Origin of the sequence: Bifidobacterium choerinum (assembly GCF_000741135.1) — a bacterium.
In the GTDB taxonomy this organism is placed as follows: domain Bacteria; phylum Actinomycetota; class Actinomycetes; order Actinomycetales; family Bifidobacteriaceae; genus Bifidobacterium; species Bifidobacterium choerinum.
In genome coordinates, this window is record NZ_JGYU01000002.1 from 52,634 (window position 1) to 67,244 (window position 14,611).

A 14,611-nucleotide genomic window follows, 5' to 3' on the forward strand; every position below is an offset into this window, starting at 1 on the left:
GGACTGCAACGTCCCACGGGCGCCCTTGTGTTTTCCGTGTCCAGGTGCCGCCGAGAGCGATACGTCGAAATAATCGGCGGGTCGCATCTATTGTGAAGGCATGAGTGAAATTCGCGACGTCATCATCATCGGTTCGGGTCCCGCCGGCTACACGGCGGCCATCTATCTGGGACGGGCCGGCCTGAAGCCCCTCGTCATCGCGGGCGCGCTCACGCCGGGCGGCCAGCTCGTCAACACGACGGAGGTCGAGAACTTCCCCGGCTTCCCAGACGGCGTGCTCGGCCCCGATCTGATGGAGGCGATGCAGCGTCAGGCGGAGCGTTTCGACGCCGAACTCGTCTACGACGACGTCGAATCGGTCGAACTCGACGAGACGATCAAGACGGTGCGCTGCAACGGCGGCGACGTCTACCGCGCACGCGCCGTCATCGTGGCCACCGGCTCGTACTACCGCCATCTCGATGTGCCCGGCGAGGAGGAGTACGCCGGCAAGGGCGTCTCGTACTGCGCGACCTGCGACGGCTTCTTCTTCCGCGGCAAGCCGATCGTCGTCGTCGGAGGAGGCGACTCGGCGATGGAGGAGGCCGGTTTCCTGAGCCGTTTCGGTTCGTCGGTGACATTGCTGCACCGGCGCGACCAGTTCCGCGCGTCGCGGATCATGATCGACCGCACGATGGAGAATCCGGCGATCGACGTGATGACGAACACCGTCGTCGCGAGCATCAACGGCGACGGCAAGGCCGTCACGTCGGTCACCGTGCGCGACGTGAACACCGGCGAGGAGCGTGAACTCGACGCGAACGGCGTGTTCATCGCGGCCGGTCAGATCCCACAGACCGCGTTCCTCGGCGGCGCATTGACGCTCGACGACCACGGCTACATCGTCGTCGCCGGCGCGGGCACAAGCACGAACGTGCCCGGCGTCTTCGCGGCCGGCGACTGCGCCGACCCGGTCTACCAGCAGGCGATCAGCGCCGCCGGCACCGGCTGCCGCGCGGCGATCGACGTGCAGACCTACCTCGAATCGCTCGCCGAGGAGGCCGACGCCTGAGCCGTCAGGGCGACTGCCGAGCAATGCGACGTACAAGAGGGCCGTGCGAACCGACAATCGGTTCGCACGGCCCTCGTACGTATGGGCTCTGTGCCATTGGCCGTCGGCGGTCGGCCGGCGGCGCCCGTCACTGCGGGTCGAGCAGTCCGATGATGCGTTCCATCTCCTCGGGCGACGAGAACACGATCTCGATGCGGCCGTGCTTTTCCGAGCCCTTGATCGAGACCTTCGTGCCGTAGCGCTGCTCGAGGCTGACCTGGATCGGCGAACCGGCCCACGGATTATGCTTGTTCGCCTTCGGTTTCTTCGGATGGTCGCTCGCCTGCATCGAGACGATCTCCTCGACGCTGCGCACGCTCAGGCCCTCGTCGACGATGCGCTTGGCAAGCGCCTCCATCGACTCGGCGTCCGGCAGGCCGAGCAACGCGCGCGCATGGCCGGCCGAGATCTTGCCGGAGGCGACGGTCTTCTGCACGCTCGCCGGCAGGTTCATCAGGCGCAGCGTGTTCGCGATCTGCGGGCGCGACTTCGAGACGGAGCGCGCGAGCTGCATCTGCGTGAGGCCGAACTCGTCGATCATCTGCTGGTAGGCGGCCGCCTCCTCGAGCGGGTTGAGCGCGACGCGGTGCAGGTTCTCGAGCAGTGCGTCGCGCAGCATGTAGTCGTCGGCCGTCGTCTTGACGATCGCCGGGATCGTCTTGAGTCCGGCGAGCTGCGAAGCGCGCCAACGGCGCTCCCCCATGATCAGTTCGTATTCGCTGTCCATCTGGTCGGCGAAACGGTCGCCCGTCTGCTGCTTCGGCCGCGCGTGCGCGGCGCGGATCTGCTCGACCGGGCGCTTGCGCACGACGATCGGCTGCAGCACGCCGACCTCCTTGATCGATTCGGACAGCTCGCGCAGTTCGTCGTCGTCGAAGACGGTCCGCGGCTGATGCAGGTTCGGACCGATCTGTGTGACCTCGAGTTCGACGAGATAGCCGCCTTCGACCGGTTTGAGGCCGTTCTCGTCCTCTTGCGGCTGCGTCTTGGCGTCGGTCTTCGCGACGATCGGCGTGCCGTCGAAGAACATGTCGCTCGGATGCGCCATGTCGCCGATCGCCGGCATCGCCGCGCGCTTCGACGACGTCTTCGTCGACTGTGCGGACGACGACGTATCAGCGTCGTTCTGCGCGATCGGACGGTGTTCGGCGGCCTCCGGCTGCAGCGTCATCGGCGCCGCGAGCTTCGAGACGGTGTCGCCGTGGCGCGTCATTGCACCCATCGACGGAATCGTCGAGCTCAGCGGCGAGATCGGCGCGGACGACTGGTCGCCGGCGGCCGGCTGCTGCTGCGCCGGCTTCTTCGCGGCCGGCTTTCCTTCGGTCGGCTTCTTCGCCGCCGGCTTCGGCTGCGGCTTCGCCGCTGGCGTCACCGGCCTTGCAGGCTGTTCGCCGGGCAGCGAGGGGAACAGCGCACCGAGTCCTCGGCCCAAACGTGATTTCGATGCCATGTCACTCCTCGTTTCTTCTCGATGCGATGGTCTCCAGCACTACGGCCGACCGGTTGTTGATTTCGAGCGCGGCCTCGCGGTAGGCGATCGCGCCCATGCCGCGCGGGTCGTAGGTGACGACGGTCTGCGCGAAGCTCGGCGCCTCCGAGATCTTGACGGTGCGCGGGATCGTCGTGTCGAGCACGATGCTCGGGTAGTGGCTCTTCACTTCCTCGTACACCTCGCGGCTGAGCAGCGTACGGCGGTCGAACATCGTCACGAGCATCGTCGAGACGAGCAGCTCGGGGTTGAAGTTCGACTGGACGAGGCCGATCGTGTTGATGAGCTGCCCGAGGCCTTCGAGCGCGTAGTATTCGGCCTGGATCGGGATCAGCATCTCGGAGACCGCGCACATCGCGTTGATGACGAGCAGGCCGAGGCTCGGCGGGCAGTCGACGAGCACGTAGTCGTAGTGCACGTCGCTGTCGGCGAGGAAGTCGTCGAGCGCGTGGCGCATCAGGTTGTTGCGGTCGGGCATGTCGGCGAGCTCGAGGTCGGCGCCGCTCAGGTCGATCGACGCGGGCACGACGTGCAGCGTCTCATAGTCGGGGCAGGTCTGCATGACGTCGGCGATCGTCGCGCGCCCTTCGATGACGTCGTAGACCGACGGATCTCCGGAGTTGTGCTTCGCGCCGAGCGCCGTCGACGCGTTGCCCTGCGGATCCATGTCGACGACGAGCACGTTCATGCCCGTCTGCGCGAACGCGGCGGCCACGTTGACTGCCGTGCTCGTCTTGCCGACGCCGCCCTTCTGATTGGCGACGGCGATGCGGCGCGTGCGCGCCGGTCGTTTGAATTCCGCGGCGTTGATGCGTTCGTAGCGCGTGGATTCGTCGGCGATCTGCGAGCCGACGCCGGAGTCGCTGCCTTTGAAAATGCGCGCCAGCGTCTCCGTTGTGCTTTCCATGCCGGGGATATTCCCTTGATCTGTCACGAGGACTGTCCTCCTAGTTGAGTCGCAGTGTCTTCAAGTCTGTGTAGCCGTATGGACAGGGCACACGCCCCGCTCCATTGTGGATAACCGGTGGATGATTGTGGATAACTCTTTCGCCGCCCACACCGTCTCCACTGTGGAAACCGTTGATTCTCAAGCTATCAGTGGTAATCAAGTTATCCACATCAGCATTGTGGATAACTTTTCCGAACCGACGAGAGATGTGGATAACCTACCGCTTCGCCGCCTTCTTGCCGGCCGCCTTCTTATTGATGACAACGACGCGCGTATCCTCGAGGCCTTCGGCGACCGGCGCCGTCACGACGCGCGGGCGCACGCCGCCGTATTGGGCGATCACCTTGCGCGCCTTGTCGATTTCCGCCTGGGCGGAACGTCCCTTGAGCGCGATGAGCTCGCCACCGGGCTCGACGAGCGGCAGCGTCCAGCCGGCGAGCTTCGTCAGCGGCGCGACGGCGCGGCAGGTCACGGCCGCGAACGGATGCCGAATCGTCTCGTACACCTCTTCGGGGACGACGACGGAAGCCTTGACATGGCGCTTCGCCGCCGGCCGCCGTTCGTCGAGCGCGGCGATCGCCTCTTCGGCGCGCGCCCGCACGACGGTCACGTTCCGCACCCCCATCGCCTCGACGCATTCGGCAAGCCATTCGCAGCGCCGTTCCATCGGCTCGATGAGCGTGAATACGCAATCGGGCAGCATCGCGGCGGCCACGAGCCCCGGGAAACCGCCGCCACTGCCGATGTCGGCGACGGTCTTGAACTGTCGCCCCTCGGTCGCCTCACGGATGAACGGCACAACCGCCGCCGAATTGAGCAGATGCCGCTCCCATAGGATGTCCACGTCGCGCGGGCCGATGAGCCCCCTCGGCTCACCTTCCTGCGCGAGTTTCCCGTGAAACACACGCATCGCATCCAGCGCGTCGCCGAAGGTCGCCTCAAGCACCGGGGAATCGGCAAGCTGTTCGTCGGTATGGATCTCGTCACTCATAACGCACCATCCTATACCGTTTTCACCGGCAACATCGCCGCCATGGCGCACTTTTCTCACGTGAAACACCACGATATCACCACGTGAAACAACTCTCCGACCGACTGCGCAGCGCCGCATATATGACATCACGCCAGCGTGGCGTCCGGCGACACGTCGCAATGGTCGAAATTATCCGGACAGCCACATCGACCTCGCACAGCATCGCCAGTCGCATATAAGGCAGCGCCGCCTCATCCGCACAGTTTCGCCGGCCAGTGGCGGAAAGCCGATCGAGGGAACAATCCTCGCCATTATACTCAGCGTTATGTCAGCCCAAATCGACGGCATGCGTTCGGCCAAACGCCGGACACCGGGCATGGGACGGCGTCGGAGCAGGCCGCGGCGGACTCTTCGAGCGCGTCAACGTCGATCGGTGCGATGGATTGACCCCACCGGCCTCGGTTCTGGAATATGGAAAGAATACGGACACGGGGCTCGGCGGCGCCAGTCCGCCACGCTGCTTCCCCCACGCGAATGCCGTCGGGCTCAGCGAGAACATCATCACTGCCGCCAAGCTCTCCTTCACGACCATTCGGCCATACCGGCGTGTCGAATCGGCGATGGAGTTCCGCCTGCCGAACAACACCGCCCATGAAGGCGACACGTCCGCAATCCGCCTGCCGGAGGGCTTCGCCTTCTATACGGAGCACGACTTCGACGTCAGGAGCCCGATGCCATTGGCGAACACCGGCACCGCGACACATGTCATCATCGGCACCTCCGGTAACGGGCCATTAATCAGCGCCGCGCGTTTGTTTACCGCACCGTAACCGCAAACGGGCGAGCGCAACGGTCCGCTGCGGCACAATCGAACCATCGGCGGAAAAGAAGAGGTGATGCATATGGGCACATCCACATTGGAACCATTGATCGACGATCCGATCGATGCTGTCTCGCTGAATGCCTTCAGCGCGCTCACGAAAGGATCGCCTGCCCCGTACTGGCTGTTCCGGGGCGTCTGCGGCGCATGGGGCATAGAACAGCCGCGTGCGCGGCTCGACCTCATCACCGTCTCGGAGAATGCGACGTTCCTGCTGCTCATCGACGGCGAACCGGAAGGAGTCGTACGCGTCTCGCAGCCAGGGTATGTGGGAGGCCCCGAAGCGGTCGCCTCGGAAATCGCATGGCTCAACGCGCTGCATGACATCGACGGCATCCATCTGATCGATCCGGTGCCCACCGTGCGCGGCACCTTCGTCACGAAGATTCGCGATCTCAATGGCGTAGGCTGGACGGTCGTCTCCACGAAATTCGTCGAAGGCACCGTGCTCGAGGATCTTGACGACCCCAGCTCCCACTACGAGACCATCGGCTCATGGGCGGCGGAATTCCATCGGCAATCACGCGCATGGCAACGACCATACGGATTCAAGCGCTTCAACTGGGACCTGTCGGACATGGTCGGGATCTCGCCGCGCTGGGGGCGATGGGAGACCGCGCCGCTGACGGACGCGCAACGTGAGCTGTGCACGGCCGCGCTCGACAAGGCACTCGCCGTCATGTCCGATGCGCCACGCACATCACGGACATGGGGACTCATCCACGCCGACCTGCGCCCGAGCAACATCATCCGCGGCGCCGACGGGACGCTCACCGTCATCGACTTCGACGATGCCGGATACGGCTGGTATCTCTACGACTACGCATCGTCGCTGAGCTTCATCGAGCACAAGGAGTACGCGCCGCAGCTCGCACAGGCGTGGATCCGCGGCTACGAACACGTCGCGGGCGACTTCAGCGACGTCGAGCGCGAAATCATGTCCGCACTGTCGATGATCCGGCGTCTGCAGATGCTCGGATGGACGACGAACCACCGCGAAGATGCACTTCCCGACGGCCTCGCGCGCGAGCAGGCGCCGGGAAGCGTCATGTGCGCACGCCGCTATCTTGACGACTCGTTCTGGCTCATGCGTTGACGCCGCGACCGACGCACCGTCAACGACCGCATCAACACAGGAAGCCGCATCGACATACCAACACGACCAGCACACCATCGGAGAAAAGAGGAACGATCATGTCCAGCACAGTGTCGGGAAACGGTCTGGGATCGGTCACATACGTGGCCACCGAGAAGGACTACTTCAAGAAACGGCAGCTCAAACGCACAACCGGAGCGTTCGGCCTATGGGCGATCGGCGTCTCAGCCGTCGTCTCCGGCGACTTCTCGGGATGGAACGGCGGCATCGCACAAGCCGGATGGGGCGGATTCCTCATTGCGGCGGTCGTCGTCTACGCGATGTACGTCCTCATGCTCAACGCAATCAGCGAAATGGCCTCCGCGATGCCGCACACCGGCGGCGCATATTCGTTCGCACGCGCCGCGATGGGACCATGGGGCGGCTTTTTCACCGGTCTGGCCGAAACGGTCGAATACGTGATGACGGCGGCCACGATCGTCTACTTCTCCTCCGCCTATGCCGATTCGATCCTGATGGATCTCACCGGCTTCTCACTGACTGACGCCGGCTACCAATGGGTATGGTGGCTCGGCATCTACGCGATCTTCGTGGCCCTGAACTGGGCCGGCGCCGAGACGTCGTTCCGTTTCGCGCAGGTCGTCTCGATCGCCGCGCTTGCGATCGTCGCTTTCTTCGGCGTCTATGCCCTGTTCAGCGGCAAGGTCGATTTCTCGTCGCTGCTCGACATCAAGGCCACCGCCGGCAACAGCAGTTTCCTGCCGTTCGGCGTCGGGGCGATATTCTTCGCGATGCCGTTCGCGATGTGGCTCTTCCTCGGCATCGAGCAGCTGCCGCTGGCCGCCGAGGAGGTTCGTGAGCCGGAACGTAACATCCCGAAGGCGTCGCGCCTGTGCATCATGACGCTCGGCATCTCGGCGCTCATCGTCGTCTTCCTCAATCCGGCGGTCCTGGGTTCCGCTGCGCTCGGCGGCTCCGACGAACCGCTGCTTGACGGATTCCGTGCGATTCTGCCGGGCAATCTGGCCGCGGTGCTTTCGGCCTTCGCGCTTGTGGGTCTGCCCGCCTCCGTGCAGGGCATCACCTTCGCCTATGGCCGTAATCTCTATTCGCTGAGCCGCGCCGGCTACTATCCGGCGTTCCTCTCGCTCACCGGCAAGAGGAAGACGCCGTACTGGGGTCTTGTGGTCGGCGCAATCATCGGCTTCGCCGCGTTGTTCATCATCGCATACGGCGGCGAAGGCGCCGGCTCGGTCGTGCTCAACATCGCAGTGTGGGGCGCCGTGCTCGCCTATCTGCTGCAAATGGTCTCCTACGTCTTGCTGCGCAAGCGCATGCCGAACATCAAGAGGCCGTTCGTCTCCAGATTCGGTGTTCCCGGAGCGGTGGTCGCCGGCCTGCTGTCGTTCGCGATCTTCGTTGCCGTACTGCTCAATCCCGACTATCGACTCGCCGTCTATGTGATGGTCGGCATCTATCTGGCCGCCACCGTGTTCTTCGCGGTGTATGGGCGCAAGCATCTCGTGCTCTCCCCCGAGGAGGAGTTCGCTGCCTCCGGCGGCACCGCCGCGTACCGGACGCATGAATGACAGGCCGCGGGCACGTATACCTTTCCACCACCTCTTGCGCACTGGGCGGCCGCGAACGGGCACGATGCCCGTTCGCGGCCGCCCAGTACGCAAGACGCTGCGGCGCATCTCCGGCGGATGCCACACGCCCTGCGTGCACAACCATTCACTGCCCGTCCCGCCATAATGGTTCATTTCCGGAGTGTATCCATGGCCGCTACATTGCCGCGATAGGCTCGCCATCATCGACGAACAGCACAGTACGGCACACCCAAGGAGACCCCCATGGCAACTCGCTCGACGATCATGGACACGAACAGCTTCCGCCCGGAGATGGCGGCGGCACTCGACCCGCGGACGCGCAGGCTCACCGAGGAACGCAGCGTGCTCGGCCCGGCCTACCGCCTGTTCTACCGCAATCCGGTGCATCTCGTACGCGGACAGGGCGCACGGCTGTGGGATGCGGACGGCGTGGAATACCTGGATGTCTACAACAATGTGGCGTCGGTGGGCCATGCGAATCCCCGCGTCGTGGACGCGATGACCCGTCAGGCGAGCGCGCTCAACACGCACACCCGCTATCTGCATGAGAACATCCTCAACTACGCCGAGGATATTCTGAGCACGATGCCGCCGGAAATCGACCGCATCATGTTCCAGTGCACCGGATCGGAAGCCAATGATCTCGCCGTGCGCGTCGCGCAGACCTATACAGGCGGCGAGGGCGTCATCGTGACCGCCGAAGCCTATCACGGCAACTCGGCACTCACATCGAAGCTATCCCCGGCACTCGGCACCGCGCAGGAACTGGGATTGACGATGCGTACGATCCCCACGCCGGATACCTATCGGCTCGTCATCGACGGCAAGCCGGCCGACGAGTGCACGGCACAGGAATTCGGCGCATGGATGGCCGGCGAGGTGCGCAAGGCCGTGGCGGACATGGAGCGGCACGGCATCCGCTTCGCCGCGCTGCTCGCCGATTCGATCTTCTCGTCCGACGGCGTCTACCCCGATCCGGTCGGCTATCTCCAACCGGTCATCGACACCGTGCACGAGCTCGGCGGCGTGTGGATCGCCGACGAGGTGCAGCCCGGCTTCACGCGCACCGGCGACGCGTTCTGGGGCTTCGAACGCCAAGGCATCGTCCCGGACGTCGTCACGAGCGGCAAGCCGATGGCGAACGGCCTGCCGACGTCGCTGATGGCGACACGCCACGAAGTGCTCGAACCCTTCGCCGCGTCAATCCCGTACTTCAACACTTTCGGCGGCAATCCCGTCTGCATGGCCGCCGCGCAGGAGACGCTCAACGTCATGCGCGACGAGGATACGATGGGCAACGCGAAACGTGTCGGCGCCATTTTCAAACAGGCCGTGACCGACCTGATGGCCGACCATCCGTGCATCGGCGACGTGCGCGGCGCCGGACTGTACATCGGATGCGAGATCGTGGCGCCCGGTACGAAGGACCCCGATCAGCCGACGGCACTCGACATCCTCGAGACGTTGCGCGACCACCATGTGCTGACCTCGGTGTGCGGACGGTTCGGCAACATCCTCAAACTGCGGCCGCCGCTCGTGTTCACCGAGGACGACGTGGACATGTTCATCAGCGCGTTCGCCACCACTCTTGAGGAACTCGGATGCTGACCCATCCCACCGCCGATGACGTCGTGCACAGAATACGATCCATCATCCGCACGCAGGAGCTCCGTCCGGGCGAAAAGCTCGGATCCGAGCGCGCGCTCGCGGCATTGTTCGGCATTTCGCGCGCACTGCTCAGGCTTGCGCTCGCGCAGCTTGAACAGACCCATGAGATCGTCCGCCGAATCGGACGCAACGGCGGCATCGTCATCGCCGACGGCAGGCTCGAACGCTCGCTGAACACGGTGGAATCGCTCACGCAGATCGCGAGGAGGCAAGGCTGGCGACTCACGTCCACCGTGCTCAATGCGACGCTCACCACCGGGTCGCCTGCGGACCGCCGCCTGCTGCGTCTGCCCGACGGCCGCCCGATGGTCTATGCGATCACCCGTCTGCGCATGCTCAACGGCACGCCGCTTTCCCTTGAGGAGACCCATCTACCGGCATACCGTTTCGAGCGCTTCCTCGACCTCGACCTGACCACATCCTTCTATGGGCATTTCGAGGACGACTACGGCATACACCCGAAGTTCGTCGACGAGACGCTCGACGTGACCGCCGCGGACATCGATCAGGCGTCCCTTCTCGGCGCCACGGCGGGCGCACCACTGCTCCGCATCCACCGCATCACCGCCGACACGCATGGCTTGCCGTGCGAACGGGCAATCGACATGTACCGCTCCGACCGCATACGCTTCACGATGCATCATTCCGGCTTCGTGCGCCTGTCCGCCACACGCACGCCGTGACCACGCCAAGGCGCAAGGGCGGCGCTAGGATAGTGGATGCCGCAAGACGCCCGGATGTGCGGACGGCGCGCCGGACGCACAGATCCACGAATGCGCGGCAGCGCGAGAACCGAGGAGAGAACCATGCCGATCACCGACGTCGTATTCGATTACTGCGGGGTGCTGCTGGACTGGCGCCCCGAGCTGACGATGGAGGGACTGGTGTCGACGCCGATCATCCGCCGCGTGCTCGACCGTGCCGACCCCCACGGCTTCTGGTACTACGACCTGATGAGCGACATCGGCTGGAGCCCCGAGCAGGTGCTCACCGACTTCCGCCGCCACCATCCGCACGACGACGACCTCAACGAGGCGATGCGCCTGTACTTCGCGAACTACCGCCGCGCCTTCGCCGGCATGATGCCCGGCATGCCGGCGCTGCTGCACGACCTGCACGCGCGGGGCTACCGGCTGTGGGGCCTGACGAACTTCAGCACGCCGTTCGTCACGCTCGCGCACGCCGAGTTCCCGGCGATGCGTCTGCTCGGCGGCACGATCGTCTCCTCCGAGGAGCGCTGCGCGAAGCCCGACCCGCAGATCTACGCAATCGCGATCGAACGCTTCGGCCTCAAGCCCGAGCAGGCGATGTTCTTCGACGACAAGTTCGAGAACGCGCGCGCGGCGACCGAGGCCGGCATGCACGGCGTGCGCTTCCTCGACGCCGGCCAGGCGCTGCAGGCCGTGCGCGACGCGCGCTGAGATGGTCGTAAGAGCGGGAAATCAAAGAGATTTGCCCGCCCACGCCCGCCCGACTACGCTGGATATTTGTGGCCACGATGTTGTGGCCGCCTATGTACGAAAGGAAGCGTAGCTGTATGGTCTACCGCATGATTTTCAACCAGACCGCCTATTTCGGACGTGGCGCCATCAACGAGATCCCGAAGGAGGTGAAGTCCCGCGGCTTCCACAAGGCGTTCATCGTCACCGACCCGGTGCTCGTCAAGAACGGCACCGCGAAGAAGGTCACCGATGTGCTTGACGCCGCCGGCATCCCCTATGTGATCTACGACGACGTCCAGCCGAACCCGCCGGTCGAGAACATCCAGCACGGCGTCGAGGAGTTCAATAAGTCCGGTGCCGACTTCCTGATCGGCCTCGGCGGCGGCAGCCCGCAGGACACCTGCAAGGGCATCGGCATCGTCGCCGCGAACCCGGAGTTCTCCGACGTGCTCTCGTTGGAGGGCGTCGCCGACACGAAGCATCCGAGCGTGCCGATCTTCGGCGTGCCGACGACGGCCGGCACCGCGTCCGAGACGACGATCAACTACGTCATCACCGACACGGCGAACAAGCGCAAGTTCGTCGCCGTCGACCCGCATGACATCCCGGTCGCGGCCTTCGTCGACCCGGATCTGACCGACGGCATGCCGCGCGGCCTGAAGGTCGCCACTGGCCTCGACGCGCTGACGCATGCGATCGAAAGCGTCATCACGCCGGGCGCGTGGAGCCTGTCGGACGCGCTGTCGATGCAGACGATCCGCATGATCGCGCACAATCTGGCGAAGAGCGTCGAAGGGGACAAGGAGGCCGGCGAGCAGATGGCCTACGCCTCGTACATCACCGGCATGTCCTATTCGAACGTCGGTCTCGGCCTCGTGCATGGCATGGCGCATCCGCTCGGCGGCCGCCTCGGCGTCGCGCACGGCGTCGCGAACGGTATCCTGCTCGCTCCGGTCATGGCATACAACAAGGACTATTCGGGCGAGAAGTACCGCGACATCGCCGACGCCTTCGGCGTCGAGGACGCCTACACCGGCGACCTCGAGCATGTGCGCGACGAAGCTGTCGAGGCCATCGCGCAGCTGACGCGCGACCTGGGCAACCCGACGACGATCAGCGAGGTCGGCGCCACCGAGGACGACCTCGACGCGCTCGCCGCGGACGCCGCCGCCGATGTCTGCACGCCGGGCAATCCGCGCCCGGCGACGAAGGAGGACATCCTCGAGCTCTACCGCAGCCTGATGTGACCGCCGGCGCCGCGGACGTCATCCAGTGGCGTCCGTGGCGCCATATGCGCGAGGGGTGCGCGAACCATGTGGCTCGTGCGCCCCTCGCGTTCGTTCAGCCGACCGATCAGTCCTCGACGATGTACTCGTCGTCCTCGAGCTCGTCGTCGTCGGCGTCGTTGTACTTGAGGTAGATCGTCACGTAGCGCTTCGGCTCCTCGCCGTGCGAACGCGAACGCAGGCCCTCGTCGCGCACGACGTCGTGGATGATCTTGCGCTCGAAGGAGTTCATCGGCTTGAGGTCGACCGGCTCGCCGGTCTCTCGCACGTCATCGATGGCGTCGAGCGCCATGTCGCGCAGGATCTGGCGCTTGCGCTTGAGGAAGCCGTCGACGTCGACGATCAGGTGCGAGCGTTCGCCGGTCTCCTGCTGCACGGCGAGGCGGCACAGCTGCTGCAGCGCGTCCACGACCTCGCCGTTGCGGCCGATCAGATGTTTGATGTCGGTGTCGTCGTCGGCCACGATCTGCACCATCGGGCGGCCGTTGCGCACGCCCATCTCGATGTCGCCCTCGTAGTCGGCGATGTCGAGCAGACCCTCGAGATAGTCGGCTGCGATGTCGGCCTCGCGGTCCAGCTGCTCCACGCTTCGTTCTTCGTCCTGCACCATACGCACTCCTTGCATGCATTGGAATGTTCTCAATACTGTAAAAATCGTTCGGTCCGGGGAACGTTCCGCCGGACATACACGCCTGTAGGTCACCAGTGTAGGGCAGTCCCCCGCCACCCGACATGGCCGGGCGCGCACGGCGTAGCGTGACGGGCCCCGATATGACGGTTCCCACGGCCGATCGACGACCGTGGGAACCGTGGAAAGCGGCGGAAACGCTACTTCTTCTTGCGCTTCTTGCGCTGGGGCTGCTGGCGCTGGTGGCCCTGCACGCTCCTGCGCTCCTCCTCTTCCTTCGCCTTGATGAGCTCCTCCTCCTCAAGCGAGGGACGGCCTTCGCGTTCGCGTTTCCTGTTCTCGTTGTCGTGGTCGCGCTTCTCCTTGTCGAGCGCGGCCGGCGAACCGGGCGTCGGGAACTCGCGCAGCTGCCAGAACGAACGCAGCAGGTTGCAGATGTTGTTCGCGAGCCAGTAGACGAGCACGGCGAACGGCATCGCGACGCCGGAGAAGACGTACATGATCGGGAAGATCCACAGCATCATCTTCTGCATGCGTTCGGTCTGCTTGTTCATCGACGCCGGCGCCGTGTTGCGGCGCATCGTGTTCCACTGCATGTACCACAGGCACGCGCACATCGCGAACACGAAGATCGCGATGACGACCTTGCCGCTCGTCCCGGCCGTCGTGAAGGTGTCGGAGACCTTCGTGCCGAAGAAGGTCGTCTCCGAGAACTCCTGTGCGGTCGCCACGTCGAAGGCGCCGAGCGGGTCGCGTTTGCCGCGCGCGATGTACGGGATCGCCGAGAGCACGTAGAACATGCACATGAAGACCGGGCCCTGGATGAGCATCGGCAGGCACGACCCCGCCGGATTGGCGTGGTTGTCCTTGTAGAGCTTCATCATCTCGCGCTGCATCGCTTCCTTGCTCGCAGGATCGTTCTTGCCCTTGTACTTGTTCTGGATCTTCATCATCTTCGGCTGGATCGCCTGCATGCCGCGCATCGACTTCATCTGCTTGTAGAACAGCGGGAAGACGCAGGCCTGCACGACGATCACGAGGAAGATGATCGACAGCACCCAGGAAAGGCCCACGGCCGGCATGCCGATGAGCGTGAGCAGTTTGTGGAACCAGTACATGACCTGCGTCATGAGCCACTCGACCGGGGTCAGCAGCTTGTACAGCCACCCCCAGAAACCGCTGTCCAATAAGAAATTATCCGTCATATCTGGCCGTTCACTCCTTCTCGTCGTCGGGCAGAGGGGTCAGCCGCGGCTCTTCGTGCGCGCGCGACCAAGGGAATCTGTAGAACAGGGAGAACCGCTGCGGCACGTCGTCGATGCCTCCCGAACTCCACGGGCGGCAACGCAGCAGGCGCAGCGCGGCGAGCATGCCGCCGCGCACGGCGCCGTAGCGGCGGATCGCCTGGATCGCGTAGTTCGAGCAACTGGGGTAATAACGGCACGAGGGCGGGGTGTTCGCCGAAATCCGCCGCTGATACCAGCGGATGCAGCGAATCAT

14 protein-coding genes are annotated in these 14,611 nt (G+C 64.7%); 8 read left to right on the forward strand and 6 right to left on the reverse strand.

The window, feature by feature from the left end:
• Window positions 1–100 precede the first annotated feature (100 nt).
• Window positions 101–1,051 carry a thioredoxin-disulfide reductase gene (gene trxB, locus BCHO_RS01270; RefSeq protein ID WP_024540175.1) on the forward strand — a complete coding sequence of 317 codons (951 nt, stop codon included), beginning with the start codon at window positions 101–103 and terminating at the stop codon, window positions 1,049–1,051.
• A gap of 127 nt (window positions 1,052–1,178) precedes the next feature.
• Here trxB and BCHO_RS01275 read toward each other — a convergent pair whose 3' ends face one another.
• The 3 genes from BCHO_RS01275 to rsmG form a co-directional block, all read right to left on the reverse strand.
• Window positions 1,179–2,540, reverse strand: coding sequence for a ParB/RepB/Spo0J family partition protein (locus BCHO_RS01275; protein ID WP_029675195.1), 1,362 nt, complete (start codon window positions 2,538–2,540; stop codon window positions 1,179–1,181).
• 1 nt (window position 2,541) lies between these two features.
• The gene (locus BCHO_RS01280; RefSeq protein ID WP_029675194.1) at window positions 2,542–3,486 is read right to left on the reverse strand and encodes a ParA family protein; all 945 of its coding nucleotides are present in this window, start codon (window positions 3,484–3,486) and stop codon (window positions 2,542–2,544) included.
• A 259-nt stretch (window positions 3,487–3,745) separates the two neighbouring features.
• Window positions 3,746–4,519 carry a 16S rRNA (guanine(527)-N(7))-methyltransferase RsmG gene (gene rsmG, locus BCHO_RS01285; RefSeq protein WP_029675192.1) on the reverse strand — a complete coding sequence of 258 codons (774 nt, stop codon included), beginning with the start codon at window positions 4,517–4,519 and terminating at the stop codon, window positions 3,746–3,748.
• A 425-nt stretch (window positions 4,520–4,944) separates the two neighbouring features.
• On the opposite strand from rsmG, the gene BCHO_RS01290 reads away from it, so the two are divergent.
• The 7 genes from BCHO_RS01290 (at window position 4,945) to fucO (ending at window position 12,444) form a co-directional block, all read left to right on the forward strand.
• The gene (locus tag BCHO_RS01290) at window positions 4,945–5,331 is read left to right on the forward strand and encodes a hypothetical protein (protein ID WP_024540172.1); all 387 of its coding nucleotides are present in this window, start codon (window positions 4,945–4,947) and stop codon (window positions 5,329–5,331) included.
• A gap of 72 nt (window positions 5,332–5,403) precedes the next feature.
• Window positions 5,404–6,477, forward strand: a complete 1,074-nt coding sequence (locus BCHO_RS01295) for a phosphotransferase enzyme family protein (protein ID WP_029675188.1) — start codon at window positions 5,404–5,406, stop codon at window positions 6,475–6,477.
• A gap of 98 nt (window positions 6,478–6,575) precedes the next feature.
• Window positions 6,576–8,066, forward strand: a complete 1,491-nt coding sequence (locus tag BCHO_RS01300) for an amino acid permease (RefSeq protein ID WP_033491467.1) — start codon at window positions 6,576–6,578, stop codon at window positions 8,064–8,066.
• Window positions 8,067–8,330: 264 nt separating this feature from the next.
• A complete protein-coding gene (locus BCHO_RS01305; RefSeq protein WP_024540169.1) occupies window positions 8,331–9,695 on the forward strand; it encodes an aspartate aminotransferase family protein in 1,365 nt (454 codons plus the stop codon).
• Window positions 9,689–10,438, forward strand: a complete 750-nt coding sequence (locus BCHO_RS01310; RefSeq protein ID WP_024540168.1) for a GntR family transcriptional regulator — start codon at window positions 9,689–9,691, stop codon at window positions 10,436–10,438. The genes BCHO_RS01305 and BCHO_RS01310 overlap by 7 nt, the downstream gene beginning before the upstream one ends.
• Before the next feature lie 123 nt (window positions 10,439–10,561).
• Window positions 10,562–11,176, forward strand: coding sequence for an HAD family hydrolase (locus tag BCHO_RS01315; protein ID WP_024540167.1), 615 nt, complete (start codon window positions 10,562–10,564; stop codon window positions 11,174–11,176).
• A 116-nt stretch (window positions 11,177–11,292) separates the two neighbouring features.
• A complete protein-coding gene (gene fucO / locus BCHO_RS01320) occupies window positions 11,293–12,444 on the forward strand; it encodes a lactaldehyde reductase (protein WP_024540166.1) in 1,152 nt (383 codons plus the stop codon).
• 106 nt (window positions 12,445–12,550) lie between these two features.
• On the opposite strand, the gene BCHO_RS01325 is transcribed toward fucO, so the two are convergent.
• From BCHO_RS01325 to yidD, 3 genes are all read right to left on the reverse strand, one after another.
• A complete protein-coding gene (locus tag BCHO_RS01325; RefSeq protein WP_024540165.1) occupies window positions 12,551–13,093 on the reverse strand; it encodes a Jag family protein in 543 nt (180 codons plus the stop codon).
• 218 nt (window positions 13,094–13,311) lie between these two features.
• A complete protein-coding gene (yidC, locus tag BCHO_RS01330) occupies window positions 13,312–14,316 on the reverse strand; it encodes a membrane protein insertase YidC (RefSeq protein ID WP_024540164.1) in 1,005 nt (334 codons plus the stop codon).
• Between the two features lie 10 nt (window positions 14,317–14,326).
• Window positions 14,327–14,611, reverse strand: coding sequence for a membrane protein insertion efficiency factor YidD (gene yidD / locus BCHO_RS01335; protein WP_033491038.1), 285 nt, complete (start codon window positions 14,609–14,611; stop codon window positions 14,327–14,329).

What these genes read in the sequence shown, in the direction of transcription:
- trxB (WP_024540175.1), top strand. Translation starts at nt 101, where the DNA reads ATGAGTGAAATTCGCGACGTCATCATCATCGGTTCGGGTCCCGCCGGC.
- BCHO_RS01275 (WP_029675195.1), bottom strand. Translation starts at nt 2,540, where the DNA reads ATGGCATCGAAATCACGTTTGGGCCGAGGACTCGGTGCGCTGTTCCCC.
- BCHO_RS01280 (WP_029675194.1), bottom strand. Translation starts at nt 3,486, where the DNA reads ATGGAAAGCACAACGGAGACGCTGGCGCGCATTTTCAAAGGCAGCGAC.
- rsmG (WP_029675192.1), bottom strand. Translation starts at nt 4,519, where the DNA reads ATGAGTGACGAGATCCATACCGACGAACAGCTTGCCGATTCCCCGGTG.
- BCHO_RS01295 (WP_029675188.1), top strand. Translation starts at nt 5,404, where the DNA reads ATGGGCACATCCACATTGGAACCATTGATCGACGATCCGATCGATGCT.
- BCHO_RS01300 (WP_033491467.1), top strand. Translation starts at nt 6,576, where the DNA reads ATGTCCAGCACAGTGTCGGGAAACGGTCTGGGATCGGTCACATACGTG.
- BCHO_RS01305 (WP_024540169.1), top strand. Translation starts at nt 8,331, where the DNA reads ATGGCAACTCGCTCGACGATCATGGACACGAACAGCTTCCGCCCGGAG.
- BCHO_RS01310 (WP_024540168.1), top strand. Translation starts at nt 9,689, where the DNA reads ATGCTGACCCATCCCACCGCCGATGACGTCGTGCACAGAATACGATCC.
- BCHO_RS01315 (WP_024540167.1), top strand. Translation starts at nt 10,562, where the DNA reads ATGCCGATCACCGACGTCGTATTCGATTACTGCGGGGTGCTGCTGGAC.
- fucO (WP_024540166.1), top strand. Translation starts at nt 11,293, where the DNA reads ATGGTCTACCGCATGATTTTCAACCAGACCGCCTATTTCGGACGTGGC.
- BCHO_RS01325 (WP_024540165.1), bottom strand. Translation starts at nt 13,093, where the DNA reads ATGGTGCAGGACGAAGAACGAAGCGTGGAGCAGCTGGACCGCGAGGCC.
- yidC (WP_024540164.1), bottom strand. Translation starts at nt 14,316, where the DNA reads ATGACGGATAATTTCTTATTGGACAGCGGTTTCTGGGGGTGGCTGTAC.
- yidD (WP_033491038.1), bottom strand. Translation starts at nt 14,611, where the DNA reads ATGATTCGCTGCATCCGCTGGTATCAGCGGCGGATTTCGGCGAACACC.